Origin of the sequence: Arthrobacter sp. MP_M4, assembly GCF_035984855.1 — a bacterium.
Classification (GTDB): domain Bacteria; phylum Actinomycetota; class Actinomycetes; order Actinomycetales; family Micrococcaceae; genus Arthrobacter.
The window spans coordinates 405641-426133 of the sequence record NZ_JAXCHX010000002.1 but is presented as its reverse complement, the minus strand read 5'-3'; the positions used below and the strand labels follow the sequence as shown (position 1 = coordinate 426133).

Genomic DNA, 20493 nt, shown 5'->3' with positions numbered 1-20493 from the left:
CTGCGGGGTCGGGCGCGAGCGGTGGCCTGTGGGGCGGAGGTCGAGGGGATGCGAAGGCGGCGAGGTCCTTGACTTAAACTCGAACATACCTTCGAATAGAGCGATGAGATGGGACGCACAAGCACTCAGGCCGGCGCCTGCCGACAGCGGGCCTGCCGACAGCGCTGGCGACAGCGCCGGAGGCAGTTCAGCAGGAGGCAGTTCAGCAGGAGGCAGCGCGCCTGCCGGCAGCGCTGGAGCCAGTTCTGGAGGCAGTAGCGCGGCAACAGGAGAGGACACTGCCGTCGGTGTTGCCCTCGGTCCCGGCAGGGCCCGGACAGCCCTCGCCGCCGATGCCTTGCTACCCCTCATAGGGCTGGTGCGGTCCGTAACCACCCCCGAATTCGCCGGCGTCACTTTCCACGAGGTCACCGCAAAATCGGTGCTCAATAAAGTGGCCGCCGGTTCACGGATGCCGTTCGAGTGGACCATCAACCCTTACCGGGGCTGCAGCCACGCCTGCGTTTACTGCTTCGCCCGGAAGAGCCACACCTACCTTGATTTTGACGCCGGGCTGGACTTTGACAGTCAGGTGGTAGTGAAGATTAACGCCGCGGAGGTCCTGCGCCGGGAGCTGGCAAAACCGTCCTGGGGCCGGCAGCATGTGGCCCTGGGCACCAACACCGATCCCTACCAGCGGGCCGAGGGCAGGTACCGGCTTATGCCGGGCATTATTGGAGCGCTGGCGGATTCCGGCACTCCCCTGTCCATTCTGACCAAGGGGACGCTGCTGGCCCGGGACATTCCACTCCTGAAGCATGCCGCGGCCCAGGTTCCCGTCGGCGTAGGGATTTCCCTGGCAATGACGGACGAACGGCTTTCCGAAGCGGTGGAGCCAGGTACGCCCGGTCCCCGGGCCCGACTGAAGCTCATCACCCGGTTGCGGGAGGCGGGGCTGCCTTGCGGGGTCATGGCAATGCCCATCCTGCCGTGGCTCTCGGACAGCGACGAAGCTCTTGATTCCCTGTTCGGCTCCCTGGCCGAGGCGGGTGCCACCGGCGTTACCGCCGGCGCGCTTTACCTTAAGCCCGGGACCCGCGAGTGGTTCATGCAGTGGATCGCGAGGGAACATCCGCAGCTCGCCGGCAAGTACCGCCGGCTTTACGGATCAGGTTCGTACGCCTCCAAGGAGTACCGCGATTGGCTGGCCGGCCGCATCAGGTACTTCAAAGCCCGCCATGGCTTCCTCGGATCGCAGGGCTTCAGCCACCGCGGCCTCAACGACACCGCCGGCAGCGGCGACCCCAGGGACGAGGAAGCGCAGTACCCCGCTGGCAGCATCCCTGAGGCGGCAGAGGCCGCCGCCGGACCGCGGCCGGGCATACCGGCCGCGCAGCCTACTCTGTTTTAGAAGGCTCTTACTCTTTCGGCCCGGGAAGGATGCTCTGTCCGGTCTTTGCTGCCGGCAGCCGGTCCAATAAGGCCCCGACAATTGGCAGGTCGGCCGGGATCCATGGCAGGCCCAAGACCTCATCGCGGTCGCGGATGTCGATCCAACGCAGTTCATCGTGGTCCTGGAGAGGCTGCGGAACTCCGTCACGTACTTCCGCAAACCACACCCGCATCCTTGCCCGGGCGTTGAGGGGCCAGCCCTCAGCGGACCCACTGTCCAGTTCGGTGCCGAGCAGGATGCTCACGCCCAGTTCTTCCAGCAGCTCGCGGTGCAGGGCCTGCTCGGCGGTCTCGCCCGGCTCGACCTTGCCGCCGGGGAACTCCCACATCCCGGCGAACTGCGGGGGCGCCGTCCGGCGCGCCACCAGCAGCCGGCAGGGCCCCGTCAAGGAATCCACTACCGCGCCGCCCACAACCTGTACCAGTCCGTTCACGTCCCCAAGTCTAGGTGCGGCACAAGCATGAAGGAGAATAGGAGTGGACACTTACCTGAGCGCCCGGAATACCGTGCCCGCCTGTCCCGTTAGACATCTCGGTCTTCACATCCGATTTAACTTGCCGCATTCTCCCGGCATCAGCCGGGAACGTTCTTGAAAAGCAGATGAATGACAATCACAGCACAAGCCCCGGCGACAGCCAAGAGCGCCAACCGCCATCTTGCCCTGGCCATTCTTTCCCTTGCCATGGGCGGATTCGGTATCGGCACCACCGAGTTCACCATGATGGGGTTGCTCAAGGAGGTGGAGCAGGGCCTCAACATCAGCACCCCGGAGGCGGGGCACCTCATTTCGGCCTATGCACTTGGTGTGGTGGTCGGAGCACCACTGCTGGCGGCCATCGGCGCCAAGATGCCGCGGAAATACCTTGCGTTGGGGCTCATGCTGTTCTTTAGCATTGCCAACCTTGCCTCGTTCATCGCACCGGACTACGGCACCATGCTGATCTCCCGCTTCGCTGCCGGGCTGCCCCACGGCGCCTTCTTCGGCGTTGCCGCCGTGATTGCGGCATCATTGGTCGCCCCGACACGGCGTGGCTGGGCCATCTCGATGGTGATGGCCGGCCTGACCGTCTCCAACGTCATCGGAGTTCCGTTCGGCACTTGGCTGGGACAGACCTATGGCTGGCGGTTGCTGTTCCTGCTGGTGGGCGTGATCGGCATTCTCACGCTGGTGATGCTCTTCAAGTTCCTGCCGTTCCAAAAGCCGCACGCCGATGCAAGCTTCCGCCGCGAACTGGGCGCCTTGAAGCGGCTCCAGGTCTGGCTGGCAATCCTGATCGGGATCGTGGGGTTCGGCGGCTTCTTCGCGACCTACACCTACATCGCGCACACCATGACCTCCGTGGCAGGCATCCCGGCTGCCTGGCTGCCTCTGGTGGTCGCCCTCTATGGGCTGGGCATGGTGGCCGGCAACATCGTTGGTGGCCGGATCGCGGACAAGTCCGTGATGGGGACCATCTACTGGGTGCTGCCTGGCATCGCCGTTGCACTCGTGGTCTACGCCGTCGCCGTGCACTGGCCGTGGTCCGCCTATGTCATGGTCTTCGTCGTCGGCGGCGCAGGCTCCCTGCTGGTGCCTGCGCTGCAGACCCGGCTGCTGGACGCTTCCCCGGATGCGCCCTCGCTCGCTTCCTCGCTCAACCATGCGGCCCTCAATGTCGCCAACGCCCTGGGCGCGTTCCTCGGCGGACTCGTAATCGCCTGGGGTTGGGGCTACGTCGCTCCTGCCCTGGTTGGTGCTGTGCTGGCCGTCCTGGGCCTGGGCGTTGCCCTCATCAGCGGACTCGTGGAACGCAAAAGGCCGCTGGTCCGGTAGCGCGTGCTGCGGCTACCGGACCCGCGGCCCCCGTTAATGGCGGTGCTGGGACTTCGCCGGCTCGGGCTCCTGCTGCGCCGGCGCCGGAACCCCGGCTGAGGGCTGCCCCGCACTGGCGCGCTGCACATCCGGTTCCAGATAGATGACGCGGGCAATCGGGACGGCCTCGCGGATCCGCGTCTCGGCACTGTCAATCGCGCGGGCAATGTCCTGGCCGGTATCGGAACGGCCGATGCGGATTTTGGCCGCGACCAGCAGTTCCTCGGGGCCGAGGTGCAAGGTCTTGAGATGGATGATCGACGTACCGTCGGATTCGATGGCCGCTTCGATCTTGGCGACGTCGTCCTTGGTGGCTGATTCACCGAGAAGCAGCGACTTCGTTTCGACGGCGAGCACGGCGGCGATCGCCACCAGCAGCAAGCCGATCATCGCGGTGCCCAACGCATCCCAGATGCCGTTTCCGGTCAGAAGCGTCAGACTAACGCCGAAGAGCGCGAAGGTCAGGCCCAGGAGGGCGCCAAAATCCTCGAGCAGGATGACGGGAAGCTCGGGCTGCTTGGCACTGCGGATGAACCTGATCCAGGTCTGCTTGCCGCGGATGTGGTTGGACTCGATGATCGCCGTCCGGAACGAGAAGGACTCGGCCAGGATGGCACCGACCAGCACGGCAAGTGGAACCCACCAGAAATCACCCTCGATTGCGTGTGGGTGCTGGAGCTTTCCCCACGCCTCGTACAGGGCGAACAGGCCACCGACGCTGAACAGCACGATCGCGACGATGAAGGCGTAGATGTAGCGCTCCCGCCCGTATCCGAACGGGTGCTCCGGGCTCGCGGCCTTCTTGGCGCGCTTGCCGCCCACCAGGAGGAGGAGCTGGTTGCCGGAGTCGGCAAGCGAGTGGATCGCTTCGGCCAGCATCGAGGAGGAAAACGTCAGGAAGTACGCGACGAATTTCAGGACGGCGATTGTCAGGTTGGCAGCAAGCGCTGCCACTATCGCCTTGGTACCGCCATTTGCAGCCAAAAGAGCTTCTCCTTAGGGGTTTGACCGGATGGTGGACTCCGGCCGGTGCCTGGGCCCACAAGGAATACCGTACCCGTTATCGAGGTCACCGGCTCCGCCGCGGGGGCGCCTGAGCCATCGCCACGGCCGCCCATTAGGGCAGGCCAACGGGGCAGGTAACGATTGGGGGTGATCCTGCTGACAAGCAAACCTGCCTATGTTAGCTTGAAGCCATAATCGGGATTCACTCTTTGAATGCCGACGAATATGTAGGAGGAGTAATGGGCTTTCTAGGCTGGATCATTCTCGGACTCATAGTAGGTGCAATCGTTAAGGCAGTCATGCCTGGCAGGGTCGGGGGCGGCTGGGTCACCAGCCTCGTGCTTGGCGTTGTCGGCGCCATAGTCGGCGGGTGGATCGGCGACCTGCTGTTCGGCGGCGGCAGAATGGAATTCTGGAATCTCGGTTCCTGGGTTCTCGCGATTGTCGGCGGCCTGGCGGTTGCCGGTATTTACGGCGCCATCACGGGACGCAACAAGACCACCTAACGCTACGCGGGCGACGGCGGGAGCTCACCTTCGGGTGGACGCCCGCCGTACTTTTTTTGCCCTTGGAGATGCAGCGCCGGGCCCCCGGGGGCAATCCCCCGCAGCGCTCCAGGGGTACGGCGGTGGAGCGGTCGGCACCGACCGGCTTGGCGCCTACTCCGCCGCCGGGATGCGGCCCTGCTGGGCGCGGGCACTGGCGTACAGGCAGACCGTAGCGGCGGTGCCCAAATTCAAGCTTTCGGCAGCGCCGTAGACGGGGACGGCCACGCCGTGATCGGCCAAGGCGAGATCGTCCTCGGACAAGCCCTGCGCCTCGTTGCCGAAGAGCCACGCAGTGGGAGCATCCAAGGCGTACCCTCCATCCTGGGCCGGTGCGCCGAGCCGCCGGGCGGCATTCTGATCCTGCAACCGGTCCAGATTGAGCTGGCCGTGCCCGTCAGCGGCCAAGACGCCGATGCCGCGCTCCTTGCAGCGCGCGACGATCTCCTCGACCCCGGCGCCCAGCGTCACCGGGAGGTGGAACAGCGAGCCCGCTGTCGAGCGCACGGCCTTGGGGTTGTAAATGTCCACACTCGACGCCGTGAGGATGACGGCGTCCGCTCCGGCTGCGTCAGCGGCGCGGAGCACCGTGCCGGCGTTGCCCGGGTCCCGGACCTCACAGAGCACCGCCACCAGGCGGGGCCCGGCGTCAAGCACCTGTTCGAGGCTCACGTCCAGGAAACCGCAGACAGCAAGAATGCCCTGCGGCGTAACGGTATCGGCCATTGCCGCCAGCACTTCGTCGGTGGCGAGAAAGGCCGTGGTGCCCTCTGCGAGTGCCTCCAGGTCAGGATGCCGGTCCAGGCAGGATTCGCTTGCGTAGACCTCGTAGACGATGCCGGGCTCGCCCGCAGCGACCCTCTTCTGATGCAGTGAAAGGGCTTCACGAACCGCCTGCGGACCCTCAGCGAGGAATTCGCGGCGCTTTAAACGGGCCGGGCGCCCGGCAAGTTGAGCCACCTTCCGTACCCGATCGGCTCGGGGGTTGGAAAGTATCAAATCTTGCGGGCGCCCGGTTTCGTTCATACAAGAACCTTAGTAGCTTTTTCAGCCGGTTCCTGAACGCGGGGTTCGTGAAGTACCTCGGGTACTACTCGGCAGCCTTGTCGGCGGCAGGCTTCTTGGCAGCAGCCTTCTTGGCCGGAGCCTTCTTCTCGGCCGGCGCCTGGACTGCCGGAGCAGACTCAGCCTGGACCTGGACGGCGGGAGCCGACGTGTCGGCGGGCAGCGAATCCTTGGCAATCTGGACCAGCGCGGCGAAGGCGTTGGCGTCGGAGACGGCAAGCTCGGCCAGCATGCGGCGGTCAACCTCGACCTCAGCGGCCTTCAGGCCCTGGATCAGACGGTTGTAGGTCAGGCCATTGGCGCGGGATGCAGCGTTGATGCGCTGGATCCACAGGCGACGGAAGTCGCCCTTCTTCTTCTTGCGGTCGCCGTAGCTGTACACAAACGAGTGCAGCAGCTGCTCTTTGGCCTTGCGGTACAGGCGTGAACGCTGTCCACGGTAGCCTTTGGCGCGCTCAAGGATAACCCGGCGCTTCTTGTGGGCGTTGACCGCCCTCTTCACACGTGCCACGTGCGTACTCCTTCGAAAATCTGATCCCAAGCATCTACTGCCGGAACAACCGGCTGGCCTGAGAAGCCTTTTTGGTAGTTGACCGCTGCCAGGTGGCAACAATCAGAGAACTTGGAACTTAGATGCCGAGCATCTTCCGGATGACCTTGGCGTCGCCCTTGAAGACGATCTTGTCGCCGGCGAGGCGGCGGGTCAGCCTGGAGGACTTGTGCTCGAGGTAGTGACGGCGGTTGGCCTGCTGGCGGCGCAGCTTGCCGCTGCCGGTCAGCTTGAAGCGCTTCTTAGCACCGCTGTGGGTCTTCATCTTCGGCATGGGAACCGATCTCCTTACGTATCCGCAGACAAGGTCTGCAGTCTTTCGCGCAGCCGCCCCTGCGGGCGGCATGCTGGTTGCTTGCTGCCGGACATTGCTGTCCGGCAGCCCTGGACTAGTTGGTCTTCTTGGTACCCGGCTTGGCGGCGGCCTTGGGGGCAGCCGGCCGTGCAGCAGGCTTCGGCGCGGAAGGGCGCGGAACCGGCTTGGGAGCCGCAACCGGCTTGGGTGCTGCAGCCGGGGCTGCGGTGTCAGCCGCGGGAGCCTTGGCCGCAGCCGGCTTGGTCTCTGCAGCCTTGGCTGCTGCCGGCCTGGTTACTGCCGGCCTGGCGGCCGTCTTCGGAGCTTCTGCTTTGGGGGCTTCACGCTTCGGAGCAGCCTTGGGAGCCTTGGGAGCCTCCTGCTTGGGCGCTTCCTGGACCGTGGCCTTTGCAGCCGGAGTTTCCTCCACCGTGACGGCTGGAGCCGGTGTGGTTTCTACGGCGTCAGCCTGAACCTTGCCGGCCGGCACCGTCACGGCGTCCGGAGCGGTTTCGGCTGCAGGGGCCTCTGCTGCAGGAGCTTCCGTGGCTGTGACTTCGGCCGCGGAGGGCTCGGTGCGGACCTGGTAGCCCTCCGGAAGAAGATCGGCCAGCGACTGGGTCAGGGGCGCCTCGGGACCGGATGTGTCGACGCGGCCGCCTCCTGAAGCCTTGGCTTCGTTCTCGGCCTTGGCATCCGCACGCTGCGTTGCGCGGCGTGCTTCTGCCTTGGCCTCGGCCTTGTTTTTCAGGGGACCGACCACCATGACCATGTTGCGGCCATCGATGCGCGGGCTGGACTCGACGATGCCGACTTCGGCGACGTCGTCCGCGAAACGCTGGAGCAACCGGATGCCCATTTCGGGCCGCTGCTGCTCGCGGCCGCGGAACTGGATCATGGCCTTGACCTTGTCACCGGCGCCGAGGAAGCGCAGCGCGTGGCCGCGCTTGGTTTCGTAGTCGTGGGTGTCGATCTTCAGGCGGAAGCGGATTTCTTTCAGGACCGTGTTGGTCTGGTTCTTCCGGGCTTCGCGTGCCTTGACGGCGGCCTCGTACTTGTACTTGCCGAAGTCCATCAGCTTGCACACCGGAGGCTTGGCCTGAGGTGCTACTTCAACGAGATCAAGATCGGACTCGGCAGCCAAACGCAGGGCATCCTCAATACGGACAACCCCTACTTGCTCGCCTGCAGGGCCGACCAGCCGCACCTCGGGGACGCGGATACGCTCATTGATTCTTGGCTCGCTAATGTTAAAGCTCCTGTGTTCGTGAGGGGTATTCCACCGGCAAAAAGAGAAGGCCCCCAATTGCCGGAGCAATCGAAGGCCTCGAAGATCGGAATTGCCTGCCTCATAGGAGACGGCATACATTCCGCGGACTGGCGTCCGCGGGAATGCCCGACCAGGTACCCGGCAACCTTGCTTCTTGCGAAGCCTCCCGGAGGAGAGCGGCTGACGCGGGTGGGAGAGAACTCCGCTTGCAAACTGAAAGTCGATTGTACAGAACAAATCCCGTCCGGCGCACCTGCATGACGTACATGTGGGCTGCTAACGGGGTTCGGTTGTCTTTCTGCTCCAGCGGTCCAAATTGATCTGGACTGGAACGAAATAACGACAATCAGTCGGTCTGTGACAAGCTTACCAGCATGAGCACAGCAGATAGTAATTCACACGTGTACGAACCCGTCGGGGACCCGTCCGACGTCTCACAGCAGATCCGCGACATCTCTGAGGTGCCTGCTATCGAGGTCATCACCACCGCCGCCGTGCACCTCATGAGTGCCGCGGCTGTGAAGCTTGGACTCGCCGCCGAGGAGAACGCCGAAGAACTCAAGGACCTCGACGAGGCCCGGAAGCTGATCACTGCCCTGGCCGGGCTGGTCACCGCCGCAGCGCCCGAGATCGGCTCCCAGCACGCCGGACCGTTGCGCGATGGCCTGCGGTCCCTGCAGCTGGCCTTCCGTGAAGAGTCCATCATTCCGGACCCGCCGGGCAAGGGCCCGGGCGAGAAATACACCGGAGCAGTCAACTAGGCAAGAGCACCCAGCTCCACCAGCAGTAACGACGGCGGCGGGCGGACCATATCGGTCCGGCCGCCGCCGTCGTTCGTGCCCCGGGCATTGTTCCCGGCCTTGCAGCTTGGTCAGACTCCCGCAAGCCGGCGGCGGCGTCGGTGCTGGAGCCCGAGGCCCAGGAGGCACAGCACCACGCCGCCCGCCCCCACGGCCACGAATCCAGTGGACGGCCCGATGCCATCGATGAAGACACCGGCAAGCGGGGCGCCGAGCGCGACGCCGCCGGTCAGCGCCGAGCCATACCAGCCCATCGCCTCGCCGCGGCGGCGCTCCTCGACGAGCTCGGCGACCTTCTCGGAGGCAGCCGAGAGCACCGGCGCGCAAAGCAGACCGGGCAGGAGGGAGAGCAGGCACAGGGTCCAGGTGTCCTGGGCGAAGGCCATCGGGATGGTCAACGCCGACATGCCGAGCAGCAGCAGGATGGGGGAAATGGGCCGGTGCATGGCGCCATAGATGACTCCACCGACCACCGAGGCCGCGCACCAGAAAAGGAAAACCAGCCCGATCTCGGCCTGGTGGCCACCGATTTCCAGGGCCGCCACGATGCCGACGTCGGTGCCGCTGAGGACCATTCCGGCTCCGGCCGCGACGGCGAAGACCGCGGCCACGGCTGAGGTAAACCAGGCGAAATTGTGGATGACCTTCTGGCGCAGCCCGGACCGTTCCCGGTACCTGTCCTCCGCACCGGCCAGGGGCGCGAACTCGGTGGCGGCGTCCTGCACGTGGGCCGGGGCAGCGGCGACGACGGCCGCGCCTGCGGCGTCCTGCTGGCTCGCCGCATACGCTGCCTCCGACTCTGCATCGGACCGGAGGACAGACTCTGCGGTGCGGGTTGGCGGGTTGAACCACATGAGGAAAAGCCCGGAGACCGAGGTGGCGATGCCGACGATCGTCAGTCCGACCACCGAGAAGCCTGCCGTCGCGACCAGCGCGCCCGCGGCAGGCCCAATCATGAACACCAGTTCGGTGGAGATGGCGTCGAGGGCGAAGGCGGTGCGGCGCTGCTCCCCCGTGGCGAGGACGCCCAGGGACTGGCGCACCACGCTGAAGATCGGCAGCGTCAGCAGGCCGCCGACGAATACCAGCGGCAGCAGCACCTCGTACGACACGTGCGGCACCACGGACCAGATGACCGTTTCAGAGATGACGGAGGGGATGAGCGCCCGGCGCAGCCCCACCGTGTCGACCCGCCTGCCGCGCCAGGGGGCGCCGACGGCGATGCCGATCGTCATGACGGCAGCGGCGGCCCCGGCTGCCGCGTAGCCCTGGCCGAGGGTCAGGACGATGTGCAGGGTCAGGAGCACCCCCGCTGCGGAATGCGGTATCCGGGCCACCATCCCGACCAGCAGGAGCCTCCTGATGGGCCGAATAGCCAGCAGCTCCCGGTAAAGCGCGAAATTCACGAAACGACATCCTTCTGGTACTGCTTCCCGGCAGCACCCGGGTTTCCCCCGCTGGCCGTCAGCTACGGTGCTGCGCGCTGCAATTTGACCTCGATGGAGTCAACCCGCTCAGCAAATTCTTCATTCCGCGCCCAGGCAATGTTGAGGCCGGACACGATGGACTGGACACCGGCGGCGTCGAGTCCTTCTTCAAGATAAAGCACCACCCGGAGCTCCGGGCCTGAGCCGCCGCCGGGAACCTGGCTGCCATCGGCCGTGCGCGAAGCAACTCCTCCGCCTGGATGAATTTCAACACGCCGGACGGCCGGAAAGCCAACCGCGGCCTCGCCGAGGCCGCGGGCCAGTTCCGGGTCAGCGTACGACGGCGTCCAGTTCCGCTGTTGCGCCAGTGCCCAGACCGCGGGCCGGCGCACCACAAACGTCAATGCCGAACCGGGGTCGAGCACGAGCAGCTCCGCGTGCTCAGCAACCGCAGAAAGCGCCGCGCGGGCAGCGTAGACGGCCACCGGACGGGCCTCCGGGTGCCATGCCGTCAGCGATGCCGCGGAGGTGAAGACGGGCATCGCCGTACGGCCGTCCGGAGCCTTGAGGGTCACCAGGGCCATGTCGGCCTGTTTGTCGGCCTGGATGCCCCCGGCACCTTCGCCCTCTTCGGCGAGCGTGGCGAGAATCGGCACAAAGACCCGGGCCGTGGCCAACGAGGCCACCACCGCGGCCTCGTCCCCGTCGCCCGAGAGCAGTGCGGCCAGTGCTGCCAGGTAGCCGGGGTCCGCTGCGCCGTCGTCGTCCTCGAAGGTGTGGACCCTGGCGTCGTCGCCGGTAAGGCTGCGTCCGGCCCACGGCCTGCCGGCTGAGTCCGCCGGTCCCCCGGCGCCGGCCAGAGCCGCTGCAATATGCCCGGGCAAGGGCCGGGATGCGGCGGCAGGATCAGCTGGGGTGTTCTGCGCGGGAGGCTGTTCCATGCTGCCGGCCCGCTTAGCGCCGGCCTGCGACGTCGAGGGCCGCGGGCAGCGTGAAGTTGCCGTTGTAGAGGGCCTTGCCGACAATGGCGCCCTCGACGCCGAGCGGCACCAGGGAGCGCAAAACCTTGAGGTCGTCCAAGCTGGAGATTCCGCCGGAGGCGATGACAGGTTTGCCGGTCTTGTCCACCATCTGGCGCAGCAGTTCGACGTTGGGTCCCTGAAGGGTGCCGTCTTTGGTGACGTCGGTGACGACGTACCGGGAGCAGCCGGCGTCTTCGAGGCGGCCGAGGACGTCCCAGAGGTCACCGCCCTCCTTGGTCCAGCCGCGCCCGGCCAGCGTGGTGCCCCGGACATCGAGTCCGACGGCGATCTTGTCCCCGAAGCGCTCAATCACCCGGGCGGTCCATTCCGGGTTTTCCAGCGCGGCGGTGCCGAGGTTCACCCGGGCGACGCCGAGGCTGAGCGCCTTCTCGAGCGACTCGTCATCGCGCAGGCCGCCGGAAAGCTCCACTTTGATGTCGAGCCGGCCCACGACTTCGCGGAGCAGCTCGGCATTGGAGCCCCGGCCGAAGGCTGCGTCCAGGTCAACGAGGTGGACCCATTCGGCTCCCTGCTCCTGCCAGTTGAGTGCGGCCTCCAGCGGTGTGCCGTAGCTTGTCTCGCTGCCGGCCTCGCCCTGGACGAGGCGGACGGCCTGGCCGTTGACGACGTCGACGGCGGGCAGCAATTCCAGCACGGGCAGCGGGGTTTCGGTGGTCATGGTGGATCCTCAGCTCTTTCGGGTCAGCGGGGCGCCGCCACTGGTGCGGCGGCAGGCAGTGTCAGGCGGCCGGCAGCCTCACGCGGCAGGCAATGTCAGGAGATACGCGGCGGCCAGCGCCATCGCGGCCAGGATGTAGAACACGATCTGGACCCAGCGGGGGCTCTTTTGCTGGCGGAACGACAGCGCGCCGCCAACCAGCAGGCCGGCGAGCCCCATCAGCACCAGGGACCACATTTAGGCGGTCCCCGCATCCGCTGCCGGGGGTTGCGCTGTTCCGGCGCTCTCCCGCAGGCCATCGACCCAGTTGCGCAGCAGGCGCGCCCCGGCGTCGCCGGACTTCTCGGGGTGGAACTGGGTGGCGCACAGCGGGCCGTTTTCCACGGCCGCGATGAACGGGGCGCCGTGCTCCGACCACGTCACCAGCGGCGCCGCCATGCGCGGCTGGATGACGTCGAAGTCCCACGTCTGGACGCCGTAGGAGTGGACGAAGTAGAACCGGTCGTTTTCGACACCGGCAAAGAGGCGTGAGCCCGCCGGGACAGATACGGTGTTCCAGCCCATGTGCGGGACGACGTCGGCGGGGAGGAGTTCGACCTTGCCCGGCCACTCCCCCATACCTTCGGCTTCGGTGCCGTGCTCGACGCCGGCCTCGAAGAGAACCTGCAGGCCCACGCAGATGGCCAGCACGGGGCGGCCGCCGGCGACGCGCCGTCCGATCATGCGGATGGCGTCGACAGCCTTTAGTTCCTTCATCACCGTTTCGAAGGCGCCGACGCCGGGGACCACGAGTCCGTCCGCGTTGAGCACGTCCTCCGGTTTGGAGCTGAGGATGACCTCGGCGCCCGCGCGCTCGAGGGCGCGCACCGCCGAGCGGATGTTCCCGGAGCCGTAGTCAAGGACGGTGACCGTGGGTTTGCCCTCGGGCGACGCGGGCTTTTTGCCGGCGTCGGGGTTGATGATGGCGCCGTCCTGCAGCACCTTGCCGGTCACAGCGCACCCTTGGTCGACGGGATGCCTGTGACCCGGGGATCCGGTTCGACGGCTGCGCGCAGGGCACGGGCGAACGCTTTGAACTGGGCCTCGACGATGTGGTGCGGATCCCGGCCGGCGGTGACGTTCATGTGCAGGCAGATTCCCGCGTGCAGGGTGATGGCTTCGAAGACGTGCCGGGTCAGGGAACCCGTGAAGTGTCCGCCGATCAGGTGGTATTCCTGGCCGGCTGGTTCCCCGCCGTGCACGAGGTACGGGCGTCCGGAGACGTCGACGACGGCCTGTGCGAGGGCTTCGTCGAGTGGGACGGTGGCCTCGCCGAACCTGCGGATCCCGGCCTTGTTGCCGAGGGCGGTGCGCAGGACCTCACCGAACGTGATGGCGACGTCCTCGACCGTGTGGTGGACGTCAATGTGCGTGTCGCCGGTGGCCTTGACAGTCATGTCGATCAGGGAGTGCTTGCTCAGGGCCGTCAGCATGTGGTCGTAGAACGGCACGGAGGTGCTGATGTCCGAGACGCCGGTGCCGTCGAGGTTGATCTCGACCAGCACGGATGACTCGCTGGTGGTCCGTTCCATGCGTGCGGTCCGGCCCTCGCCAGCGGTGGATCCGGTGTTGCTCATGTGCGTGTCCTTTGGATGACGACGGTGCCCGGCATGCAGGCAATGTGAATGTCCGGTGTTAAGTCTAGGCGGGCTGCACTGCACGGCCGGCCAGGATCCGCTCAAGGGCTGAGAGGAAGGCTGTGGTTTCCGTCTCAGTTCCGGCGGTCACCCGCAGGTGCCCCGGAATGCCGACGTCCCGGATGAGCACCCCGGCATCGAGCAGCCCCTGCCAGACTTCATGCGGATTCTCGAGGCCGCCAAAAAAGACGAAGTTCGAATCCGAGACGGCGGGCTTGAGCCCCATCCGCTGCAGTTCGGTGACGATCCTGTCCCGCTGTCGCATGATGTCCTTGACATCTGCCATGAGGGCAACCCGGTGGTGGAGGGCTGCCAGCGCTGTTGCCTGGGTGATGGCTGAGAGGTGGTACGGAAGCCGGACCAACCGCAGCGCGTCGGTGACCTCGGGTGCTGCTGCCATGTAGCCGACCCGGGCGCCGGCAAGGGCGAAGGCCTTGCTCATGGTCCGCGAGACGATCAGCCGCTCCCGGCCCGGGAGGAGGGTCAGGGCGCTGGGCGTGCCGTCGTGGGCGAATTCGTGGTACGCCTCGTCGACGATCACGATGGTCTGGCTGGCTTCACCGGCCGCGTAGACGGCCTCCACGACGTCCAGGCCAAGCCCGGTGCCGGTGGGGTTGTTCGGGGAGCAGAGGAAGACAATATTCGGCTGGAGTTCCCTGACCTGGCGGGCAGCCGATGCGGCGCTGAGGCCGTAGTCCCCGGCGCGGACCCCGACGATGTACTCGGTGTCCGTGCCGGCAGCCAGCAGCGGGTACATGGAGTACGTGGGAGGGAATCCGAGCGCGGTGCGTCCGGGTCCGCCGAAGGCCTGGAGGATGTGCTGGAGGACCTCGTTGGACCCGTTCCCCGCCCAGATGTTCCGGGCACCCAGTCCATGGCCGAGGTACTCCGCCAGTGCCTCCCGCAGCTCGGTGAACTCCCGGTCCGGGTATCGGTTCAAGCCCGCCGCGGCGATCGTGACGGCTTCGGAGATGGCGGCGCGGACGTCGGCGGGAACGCCGTGGGAGTTCTCGTTGACGTTGAGCAGGATGGGAACGTCCAGCTGCGGCGCACCGTACGGCGTCAGGCCGCGCAGGTTGGTCCGGAGGGGAAGTCGGTTCAGTCGCTCTAGCTGATCAGTCACGTCCTTAGTTTAAGTGACGCGGCCGCAACCCCGGAATCCATGTGTTCCGCCGGCCGGGTCCGCAGGGTTCCCTGGCACTACTTCGACGGAATGAAGAGGGCCTGGCCGGCCTCAAGCTGGGATGCCTCCAGATTGTTCAGCTCGATGATTTCGCTGACGACGTCGCGGGGATCCCGTTCCGGGGCCACCGTGCGGGCAATGGCCCACAAGGACTCACCGGGCTGCACCGTAACAGTCACCGAGGGGGTGGGGGAGAGTTCGGCAGCAGACTCCGCGGCCTTGGCGGGTGCACTGAAGAATCCGCTGAAGGACAGGATGAGGGCGGCCAGGAGGATCAGCGGCACGCCGATGAAGACAAAGCGTCCCCGTCGCGTGAGCTTCAGCGGTGCCTGTGTGGTTCCGGCTCCGCGGCCGGTGGAGGCGGGGACGCCGCTCGGGGCTTCCTGATCTGCGGGGCTGAGCCTGCTGATCGAGGCCGCGGTCTCGCGCCGGCCGTCGTTGCCGGATGCGCCGCGGGCAAATGTGTTGGAAAACGCGCTTGATGCTGACATGAACTGAGCCCTCCTGGACCATACTGTGCCGCCCGGCGTACTCCACGTACTCGCCGCCAACCGGCCTAATCTTCGAACAAACAACCGAACGATGCGCGGGGTTCTCCCGGTGTCCGGCTAAATGCGGGTGTTCAACTAGAACACATATTCGAATCTCGCTTGTTCTGTTTTAGCACTTATCAACGAACATTGTCGAGACTCGCTAGAACAAATGTTTGAAAAAGCAGTGCGGCTGGCCTACGTTTGTGTTCAAGAACAACCACATCTGCAGTTGATCAGCAGGGTCTGACATTTCAGGCCGGAAGTTCCCGGCAGCCGCAGCCACGGTGGCCGGGCGGAACGGAAAGGCGTTGGCGAACATGGCAGCACAAGCCACTGGCGGCAGGGCCCCTACGCGGAGCCCGCAGGCGGCCCGGCCACCAAAGAGCCTCACCGTCCGGCAGAGAAAGATCCTGGAAACCATCCAGCGGTCCGTGACGGACAACGGCTATCCGCCGTCCATGCGCGAGATCGGTGACACCGTGGGTCTGGCGAGCCTGTCCAGCGTCACCCACCAGCTTTCGCAGCTGGAAAAGCTCGGTTATTTGCGGCGTGACCCCAAGCGCCCCCGCGCCATGGAAGTGCTGATACCGCTGACCCTTGATGAGGGCACCGCCAAATCTTCGGGGGTGGCGAAGTCCGGTTCCCTGCGCACCGTCGGCGGCCTGTCCGTGTCGGAGCTGGCAAGCGCAACTGACACGGCCATGGTGCCGCTGGTGGGCCGGATCGCCGCGGGCGGTCCGATCCTGGCCGACCAGGTAGTGGAAGATGTCATGCCACTGCCCCGCCAGCTGGTGGGCCACGGCGAGCTCTTCATGCTCAAGATTGCCGGGGATTCAATGATCGACGCCGCCATCTGTGACGGTGACTGGGTGGTGGTGCGCCAGCAGGGCGACGCCGTCAACGGCGACATCGTCGCCGCGTTGCTGGACGACGAAGCTACCGTCAAGACGTTCCGACAGCGCGATGGCCACACCTGGCTGCTGCCGCAGAACACCCAGTACGAACCCATCCTCGGCGATCACGCGGTCATCATGGGCAAGGTCGTCTCGGTGATGCGCTCCCTTTAGGACATTGCGCCCGAACTACCCGGTCAGTCTGCGGACTGGCCGGGTTTTTTTCCGAGCCGTTCCAGGGCCGCGAGGGCTACCGCCGGATCCGTCGTCGGCCAGAACGGCGGCAGGGCGGCCCGAAGGAAACCTCCGTAGCGCTCAGTGGACAGCCGGGAATCCAGTACTGCCACGACTCCCCTGTCTGTTGTTGTGCGGATGAGCCGGCCTGCGCCCTGGGCCAGGCGGATCGCGGCGTGGGTTGCGGAAACGCTCATGAATCCGTTGCCGCCGGCCTGGGCCACCGCGCGGGACCGGGCCGTCATGAGGGGATCATCGGGCCGCGGGAACGGAATCCGGTCGATCACCACCAGACGGCAGGCCGTTCCCGGCACATCGACCCCTTGCCACAGGGACATGGTGCCGAAGAGGCAGGTGTCCGGTTCGTCGGCGAACTGCTTCACGAGTGCCGTCATTGTCGAGTCACCCTGGCAGAGAATTGTCATGTCCAGCCGTGGTCTCATGGCTTCGGCGGCGTCCTCGGCGGCACGCCGGGAGGAAAACAGGCACAAGGCGCCGCCGCCCGAGGCACGGATCAGCTTTTCGAGTTCATCGAGGGCCTCTGGTGAGGTGCCGCGGCCGGGCTTGGGCAGATGTTTGGCGACGTAGAGGATGCCCTGCTTGGGGTACTCGAAGGGTGAGCCCACGTCGATGCCGGTCCAGCTGGGCGCACCGGGTCCGAGCAGCCCGAGGCCTCCGGCAGCGGGCTCGAAGGCGGATCCGATCGCCAAGGTAGCCGAGGTCAGGATAACGGTGTGGTCGGCGAACAGGCCCTCGCGGAGCCGGCCGGCGACGCTTAGCGGTGCGACGTTGACCAGGGCCGGCGCGGACTCGTCCGGCTGGGAGTACCCCTGCTGCGGATCGAAGGTGCTGTTGCGCGAAAACCAGACCACCTCGCGGTTCTCCCGCGCCGCGAGCAGCCGTTCGCAAAGTTCCAGGATCACCATCAGTCGGGAACGCGCGAGCTGCCGGCCGCCGTCGACGGTGTTGGCGCTGTCCCCTTTGGAGTCCGAGAGCGCCGCACGGCAGGCATCCCGCAACTGGTCCACGCAGTCGAGTTGTTCGCTGTTGAGGCCGTTGGGCAGCAGTCCGCTGGGCACGCCCTCGATGGCGAGTTCGAGGTTGGCCGCGGCATTGTTCAGGGCGTCCACCGTGATGCCGGTGTGCTTGCGGGCTCCGGACGCCGCAGCGTGGACCATTGCGACGGAGAGCTGCCCGGAGACAGCTCCGGTCACCCGGTCCTGGAGCTCGTGGGCCTCATCCACCACCACGACGTCGTATTCCGGCAGCACGGCAAGGCCCTCGAAGGCGCTGACGGCCAGCATGGCGTGGTTGGTCACCACGACGTCGGCGTCCGCGGCGTTCTGCCGGGCCAGCTCGCTGAAGCATTCCGCCGCCAGGGGGCATTTTTGCGCGCCGAGGCACTCCATGGACGTGACGGAGACCTGCCGCCAGGCACGGTCCGTGACCCCGGGCAGGAGTTCGTCGCGGTCTCCCGTGACGGTGTCCTCAGCCCATTCACGGAGCCGGACCACCTCCTTGCCCAGCTGGGAGGATGGCCCGCCCATGGCGGCAGCGAAGTGCGGCACGGAGGTGTCCTCGCCGAGCGAGAAGAGCTGCCCTTCCGAGGGTTCTTCGGAAGGGAAGCCACCCTCGAGCTTGTGCCGGCACACGTAGTTGGAGCGTCCCTTGACCAGGGCGATCTTAACGGGCCGTTCCAGCGCCGGCGTGATGGTTTTCAACAGCCGGGGCAAGTCCCGGCCGACAATCTGGGTTTGCAGGGCCAACGTAGCTGTGGAGACCAGGGTGGGCTTCTCACTGACCAGGGAATGGGCGATCAGCGGGATCAGGTACGCGAGGGACTTACCTGTACCGGTGCCGGCCTGGACCAGCAGGTGGTCGCCGCTGTCAATCGCGTGCGCCACCTGCCGGACCATTTCGTGCTGGCCCTCGCGGCTCTGGCCGCCCATGCCGGACACGGCGCGGTCGAGCAGCTCAATAACGAATTCTCCGCCGCCCTTGCTGCCTGGGTCCGTGTCCGCCCCGCTCACCGCCGCCTCAGTCATTGCTGATGAAGGAATCCAGTTCAGCGGCGAAACCTTCGCGCACCATCACCACGGCACGGGTGCCCGCTTCCTCGTGGTCAAGGCTGAGGATCTCGGCGTCGGTCTCGTGCAGCTTGCTCAGCAGGTCCCCACGGTTGTACGGGATCATCAGTTCGAGTTTCACGCTGGGCCGCGGAATGCCCTCGCTGATGGCCTTGAGCAGTTCCGGGATGCCTTCGCCCGTGCGCGCCGAGACCACAACATGGCGCGGTTCGCGCTGCTTGAGCCGCTCAATCACGAAGGGGTCCGCGGCGTCGGCCTTGTTCAGGACGATGATTTCCGGCACCTTGCGGGCGTCGACTTCGCTGAACACCGCCCGGACGGCGGCAATCTGGCCTTCCGGGTCCGGGTGGGAGACGTCCACGATGTGCAGGATCAGGTCCGCGTCGGCGACTTCCTCCAGGGTGGAACGGAAAGCCTCCACGAGCTGGGTGGGCAGGGAACGTACGAAACCGACGGTGTCGGCCAGGGTGTAGCCCAGCCCGTCCGAAGTTTCCGCTTTGCGAACGGTCGGGTCCAGGGTGGCAAAGAGTGCGTTCTCCACCAGGACACCGGCATCGGTCAACCGGTTCAGCAGCGAGGACTTGCCCGCGTTGGTGTATCCGGCGATTGCTACGGACGGCACGGCATTACGACGGCGGTTTGCCCGCTTGGTCTCCCGTGCGGGCTTCATGGCGGCGATTTCGCGCCGCAGTTTGGCCATCCTGGTCCGGATGCGGCGGCGGTCCAGTTCGATCTTGGTTTCGCCGGGGCCACGCGAACCCATGCCGGCACCGGCACCGCCCACTTGGCCGCCGGCCTGGCGCGACATCGAGTCGCCCCAGCCGCGCAGCCGCGGGAGCAGGTATTCGAGCTGGGCAAGTTCCACCTGGGCTTTACCCTCGCGGCTCTTGGCATGCTGGGCGAAGATGTCCAAAATCAGGGCGGTGCGGTCGATGACCTTGACCTTGACGATGTCTTCCAGGCTGCGGCGCTGCGAGGGTGCCAGTTCGGCGTCGACGACGACAGTATCCGCGCCCGTGGACATCACGATGTCCTTGAGCTCCTGGGCTTTGCCGGAACCGAGGAAGGTCCCGGGGTCCGGCTTGGCCCGGCGCTGGACAATGCCGTCGAGGACCTCCGAACCGGCGGTCTCGGCGAGGGCGGCAAGTTCGCGCAACGAGTTCTCGGCGTCCGCGAGGGTGCCTTCGGTCCAGAGGCCGGCCAGGACGACACGCTCCAGGCGCAACTGCCGGTATTCGACCTCGGTGACGTCTTCGAGTTCGGTGGACAGCCCGGCGGTGCGACGCAGGGCGTGCCGTTCCTCAAGGTCCTGCTGGTCACCGTCGAAGGTGCTGTGTTCCTCGTTCAGCCCGGAGATTGCCTGCGCCTTGCCGAGCACCGATGAAGGCTCGCCGGCAGCGGGGGCCGCTTTCCGTGCAGGGGTGTCCTTGGCGAGGATCCGGTCGATGACAGCCTGGATTTCCGCAGGACTCATGTCCTGGGCTGCTGAATCGGGTCCGGTGTTGGGCTGACTGGTCATGGTCTCCTTTAGAGGTTTGGCAACTTCAGAATAGTGCGGATCCGTGCTGTCCGGGGCGGTATTCGCGCTCGGCTGACGACTGGTGGTCAAAACGGGGCCTCCTGGGATGCCTGCGGCAGCGGTGCCGGGCGGAGAATGCTCCGCGGGGGAGCTTTTGCGGTGGGGAATAATCTGGCCGTCGGGGCCTTGATGAGGAAGGAACGCTCCGCCGGACCGCACCTTGCCGGGCGCGGCCAGACTCCAAGGGATTCGGGCGCCAAGAAAAATTTCCTTACGGAAGAGTCGGAGATGGCGCACTGAGCGGAAGGTAGCTACCTGCGTCGCTGCGGGGACGGGACGAAGCCCGTGCCGGTTACTTGAAGTTCGAGAGCATGTCTTTAAGACTAGCAGACGTCCTGGCGGCCTCCGCCGCCCGGCCCTGGTTTC

Annotated in this window: 21 protein-coding genes; 5 read left to right on the top strand and 16 right to left on the bottom strand. The window is 66.2% G+C overall.

Annotated elements, in window-relative coordinates; genetic code table 11:
* Positions 1-103: 103 nt before the first annotated feature.
* Positions 104-1390 (top strand): Rv2578c family radical SAM protein, encoded by a 1287-nt coding sequence (locus RCH15_RS04410; protein ID WP_409017177.1) that lies wholly within the window; start codon positions 104-106, stop codon positions 1388-1390.
* A 7-nt stretch (positions 1391-1397) separates the two neighbouring features.
* Here the strand turns inward: RCH15_RS04410 and RCH15_RS04405 are convergent, their stop codons facing one another.
* Positions 1398-1865: a (deoxy)nucleoside triphosphate pyrophosphohydrolase gene (locus RCH15_RS04405; RefSeq protein ID WP_326958394.1), complete on the bottom strand. Its 468-nt coding sequence runs from the start codon at positions 1863-1865 to the stop codon at positions 1398-1400.
* Between the two features lie 171 nt (positions 1866-2036).
* Here RCH15_RS04405 and RCH15_RS04400 point away from each other — a divergent pair, with 171 nt between their 5' ends.
* On the top strand, positions 2037-3245 hold the full coding sequence (locus tag RCH15_RS04400) for an MFS transporter (protein WP_326958392.1): 1209 nt from the start codon (positions 2037-2039) through the stop codon (positions 3243-3245).
* A 33-nt stretch (positions 3246-3278) separates the two neighbouring features.
* Here the strand turns inward: RCH15_RS04400 and RCH15_RS04395 are convergent, their stop codons facing one another.
* The gene (locus RCH15_RS04395) at positions 3279-4268 is read right to left on the bottom strand and encodes a cation diffusion facilitator family transporter (protein ID WP_326958390.1); all 990 of its coding nucleotides are present in this window, start codon (positions 4266-4268) and stop codon (positions 3279-3281) included.
* Between the two features lie 260 nt (positions 4269-4528).
* Between RCH15_RS04395 and RCH15_RS04390 the strand changes: the two genes are divergently transcribed.
* Positions 4529-4795 (top strand): GlsB/YeaQ/YmgE family stress response membrane protein, encoded by a 267-nt coding sequence (locus RCH15_RS04390; RefSeq protein ID WP_326958389.1) that lies wholly within the window; start codon positions 4529-4531, stop codon positions 4793-4795.
* Positions 4796-4948: 153 nt separating this feature from the next.
* On the opposite strand, the gene RCH15_RS04385 is transcribed toward RCH15_RS04390, so the two are convergent.
* The 4 genes from RCH15_RS04385 to infC all read right to left on the bottom strand — a co-directional run bounded on the left by RCH15_RS04385 (position 4949) and on the right by infC (position 7951).
* Positions 4949-5860 carry a TrmH family RNA methyltransferase gene (locus RCH15_RS04385; protein WP_326958388.1) on the bottom strand — a complete coding sequence of 304 codons (912 nt, stop codon included), beginning with the start codon at positions 5858-5860 and terminating at the stop codon, positions 4949-4951.
* A gap of 64 nt (positions 5861-5924) precedes the next feature.
* Positions 5925-6410, bottom strand: coding sequence for a 50S ribosomal protein L20 (gene rplT / locus RCH15_RS04380; protein ID WP_326958386.1), 486 nt, complete (start codon positions 6408-6410; stop codon positions 5925-5927).
* A 118-nt stretch (positions 6411-6528) separates the two neighbouring features.
* On the bottom strand, positions 6529-6723 hold the full coding sequence (gene rpmI, locus RCH15_RS04375; RefSeq protein WP_009358635.1) for a 50S ribosomal protein L35: 195 nt from the start codon (positions 6721-6723) through the stop codon (positions 6529-6531).
* Between the two features lie 115 nt (positions 6724-6838).
* Positions 6839-7951 carry a translation initiation factor IF-3 gene (gene infC, locus RCH15_RS04370; protein ID WP_409017179.1) on the bottom strand — a complete coding sequence of 371 codons (1113 nt, stop codon included), beginning with the start codon at positions 7949-7951 and terminating at the stop codon, positions 6839-6841.
* A gap of 437 nt (positions 7952-8388) precedes the next feature.
* On the opposite strand from infC, the gene RCH15_RS04365 reads away from it, so the two are divergent.
* Complete coding sequence (locus RCH15_RS04365; RefSeq protein WP_326958384.1) at positions 8389-8775, top strand: DUF1844 domain-containing protein; 387 nt, start codon at positions 8389-8391, stop codon at positions 8773-8775.
* 110 nt (positions 8776-8885) lie between these two features.
* Here the strand turns inward: RCH15_RS04365 and RCH15_RS04360 are convergent, their stop codons facing one another.
* The 8 genes from RCH15_RS04360 to RCH15_RS04325 all read right to left on the bottom strand — a co-directional run bounded on the left by RCH15_RS04360 (position 8886) and on the right by RCH15_RS04325 (position 15292).
* Positions 8886-10220 carry an MFS transporter gene (locus RCH15_RS04360; protein ID WP_326958382.1) on the bottom strand — a complete coding sequence of 445 codons (1335 nt, stop codon included), beginning with the start codon at positions 10218-10220 and terminating at the stop codon, positions 8886-8888.
* 62 nt (positions 10221-10282) lie between these two features.
* Positions 10283-11182, bottom strand: a complete 900-nt coding sequence (locus RCH15_RS04355; RefSeq protein ID WP_326958380.1) for an SseB family protein — start codon at positions 11180-11182, stop codon at positions 10283-10285.
* Positions 11183-11195: 13 nt separating this feature from the next.
* Positions 11196-11942, bottom strand: coding sequence for a bifunctional 1-(5-phosphoribosyl)-5-((5-phosphoribosylamino)methylideneamino)imidazole-4-carboxamide isomerase/phosphoribosylanthranilate isomerase PriA (priA, locus tag RCH15_RS04350; RefSeq protein WP_326958378.1), 747 nt, complete (start codon positions 11940-11942; stop codon positions 11196-11198).
* Between the two features lie 78 nt (positions 11943-12020).
* Complete coding sequence (locus RCH15_RS04345; protein WP_326958376.1) at positions 12021-12179, bottom strand: hypothetical protein; 159 nt, start codon at positions 12177-12179, stop codon at positions 12021-12023.
* Positions 12180-12935 (bottom strand): imidazole glycerol phosphate synthase subunit HisH, encoded by a 756-nt coding sequence (hisH, locus tag RCH15_RS04340; RefSeq protein WP_326958375.1) that lies wholly within the window; start codon positions 12933-12935, stop codon positions 12180-12182.
* On the bottom strand, positions 12932-13558 hold the full coding sequence (gene hisB / locus RCH15_RS04335; RefSeq protein WP_326958373.1) for an imidazoleglycerol-phosphate dehydratase HisB: 627 nt from the start codon (positions 13556-13558) through the stop codon (positions 12932-12934). Before hisB ends, hisH begins: the two co-directional genes overlap by 4 nt.
* Before the next feature lie 64 nt (positions 13559-13622).
* On the bottom strand, positions 13623-14741 hold the full coding sequence (locus RCH15_RS04330) for a histidinol-phosphate transaminase (protein WP_326958371.1): 1119 nt from the start codon (positions 14739-14741) through the stop codon (positions 13623-13625).
* A gap of 77 nt (positions 14742-14818) precedes the next feature.
* Positions 14819-15292 carry a LysM peptidoglycan-binding domain-containing protein gene (locus RCH15_RS04325; RefSeq protein ID WP_326958369.1) on the bottom strand — a complete coding sequence of 158 codons (474 nt, stop codon included), beginning with the start codon at positions 15290-15292 and terminating at the stop codon, positions 14819-14821.
* Between the two features lie 359 nt (positions 15293-15651).
* On the opposite strand from RCH15_RS04325, the gene lexA reads away from it, so the two are divergent.
* Positions 15652-16401 (top strand): transcriptional repressor LexA, encoded by a 750-nt coding sequence (gene lexA, locus RCH15_RS04320; RefSeq protein ID WP_326958367.1) that lies wholly within the window; start codon positions 15652-15654, stop codon positions 16399-16401.
* A gap of 23 nt (positions 16402-16424) precedes the next feature.
* On the opposite strand, the gene RCH15_RS04315 is transcribed toward lexA, so the two are convergent.
* Positions 16425-18506: an ATP-dependent DNA helicase gene (locus RCH15_RS04315; RefSeq protein WP_326958365.1), complete on the bottom strand. Its 2082-nt coding sequence runs from the start codon at positions 18504-18506 to the stop codon at positions 16425-16427.
* The gene (hflX, locus tag RCH15_RS04310) at positions 18499-20067 is read right to left on the bottom strand and encodes a GTPase HflX (RefSeq protein ID WP_326958363.1); all 1569 of its coding nucleotides are present in this window, start codon (positions 20065-20067) and stop codon (positions 18499-18501) included. Before hflX ends, RCH15_RS04315 begins: the two co-directional genes overlap by 8 nt.
* Positions 20068-20493 lie beyond the last annotated feature (426 nt).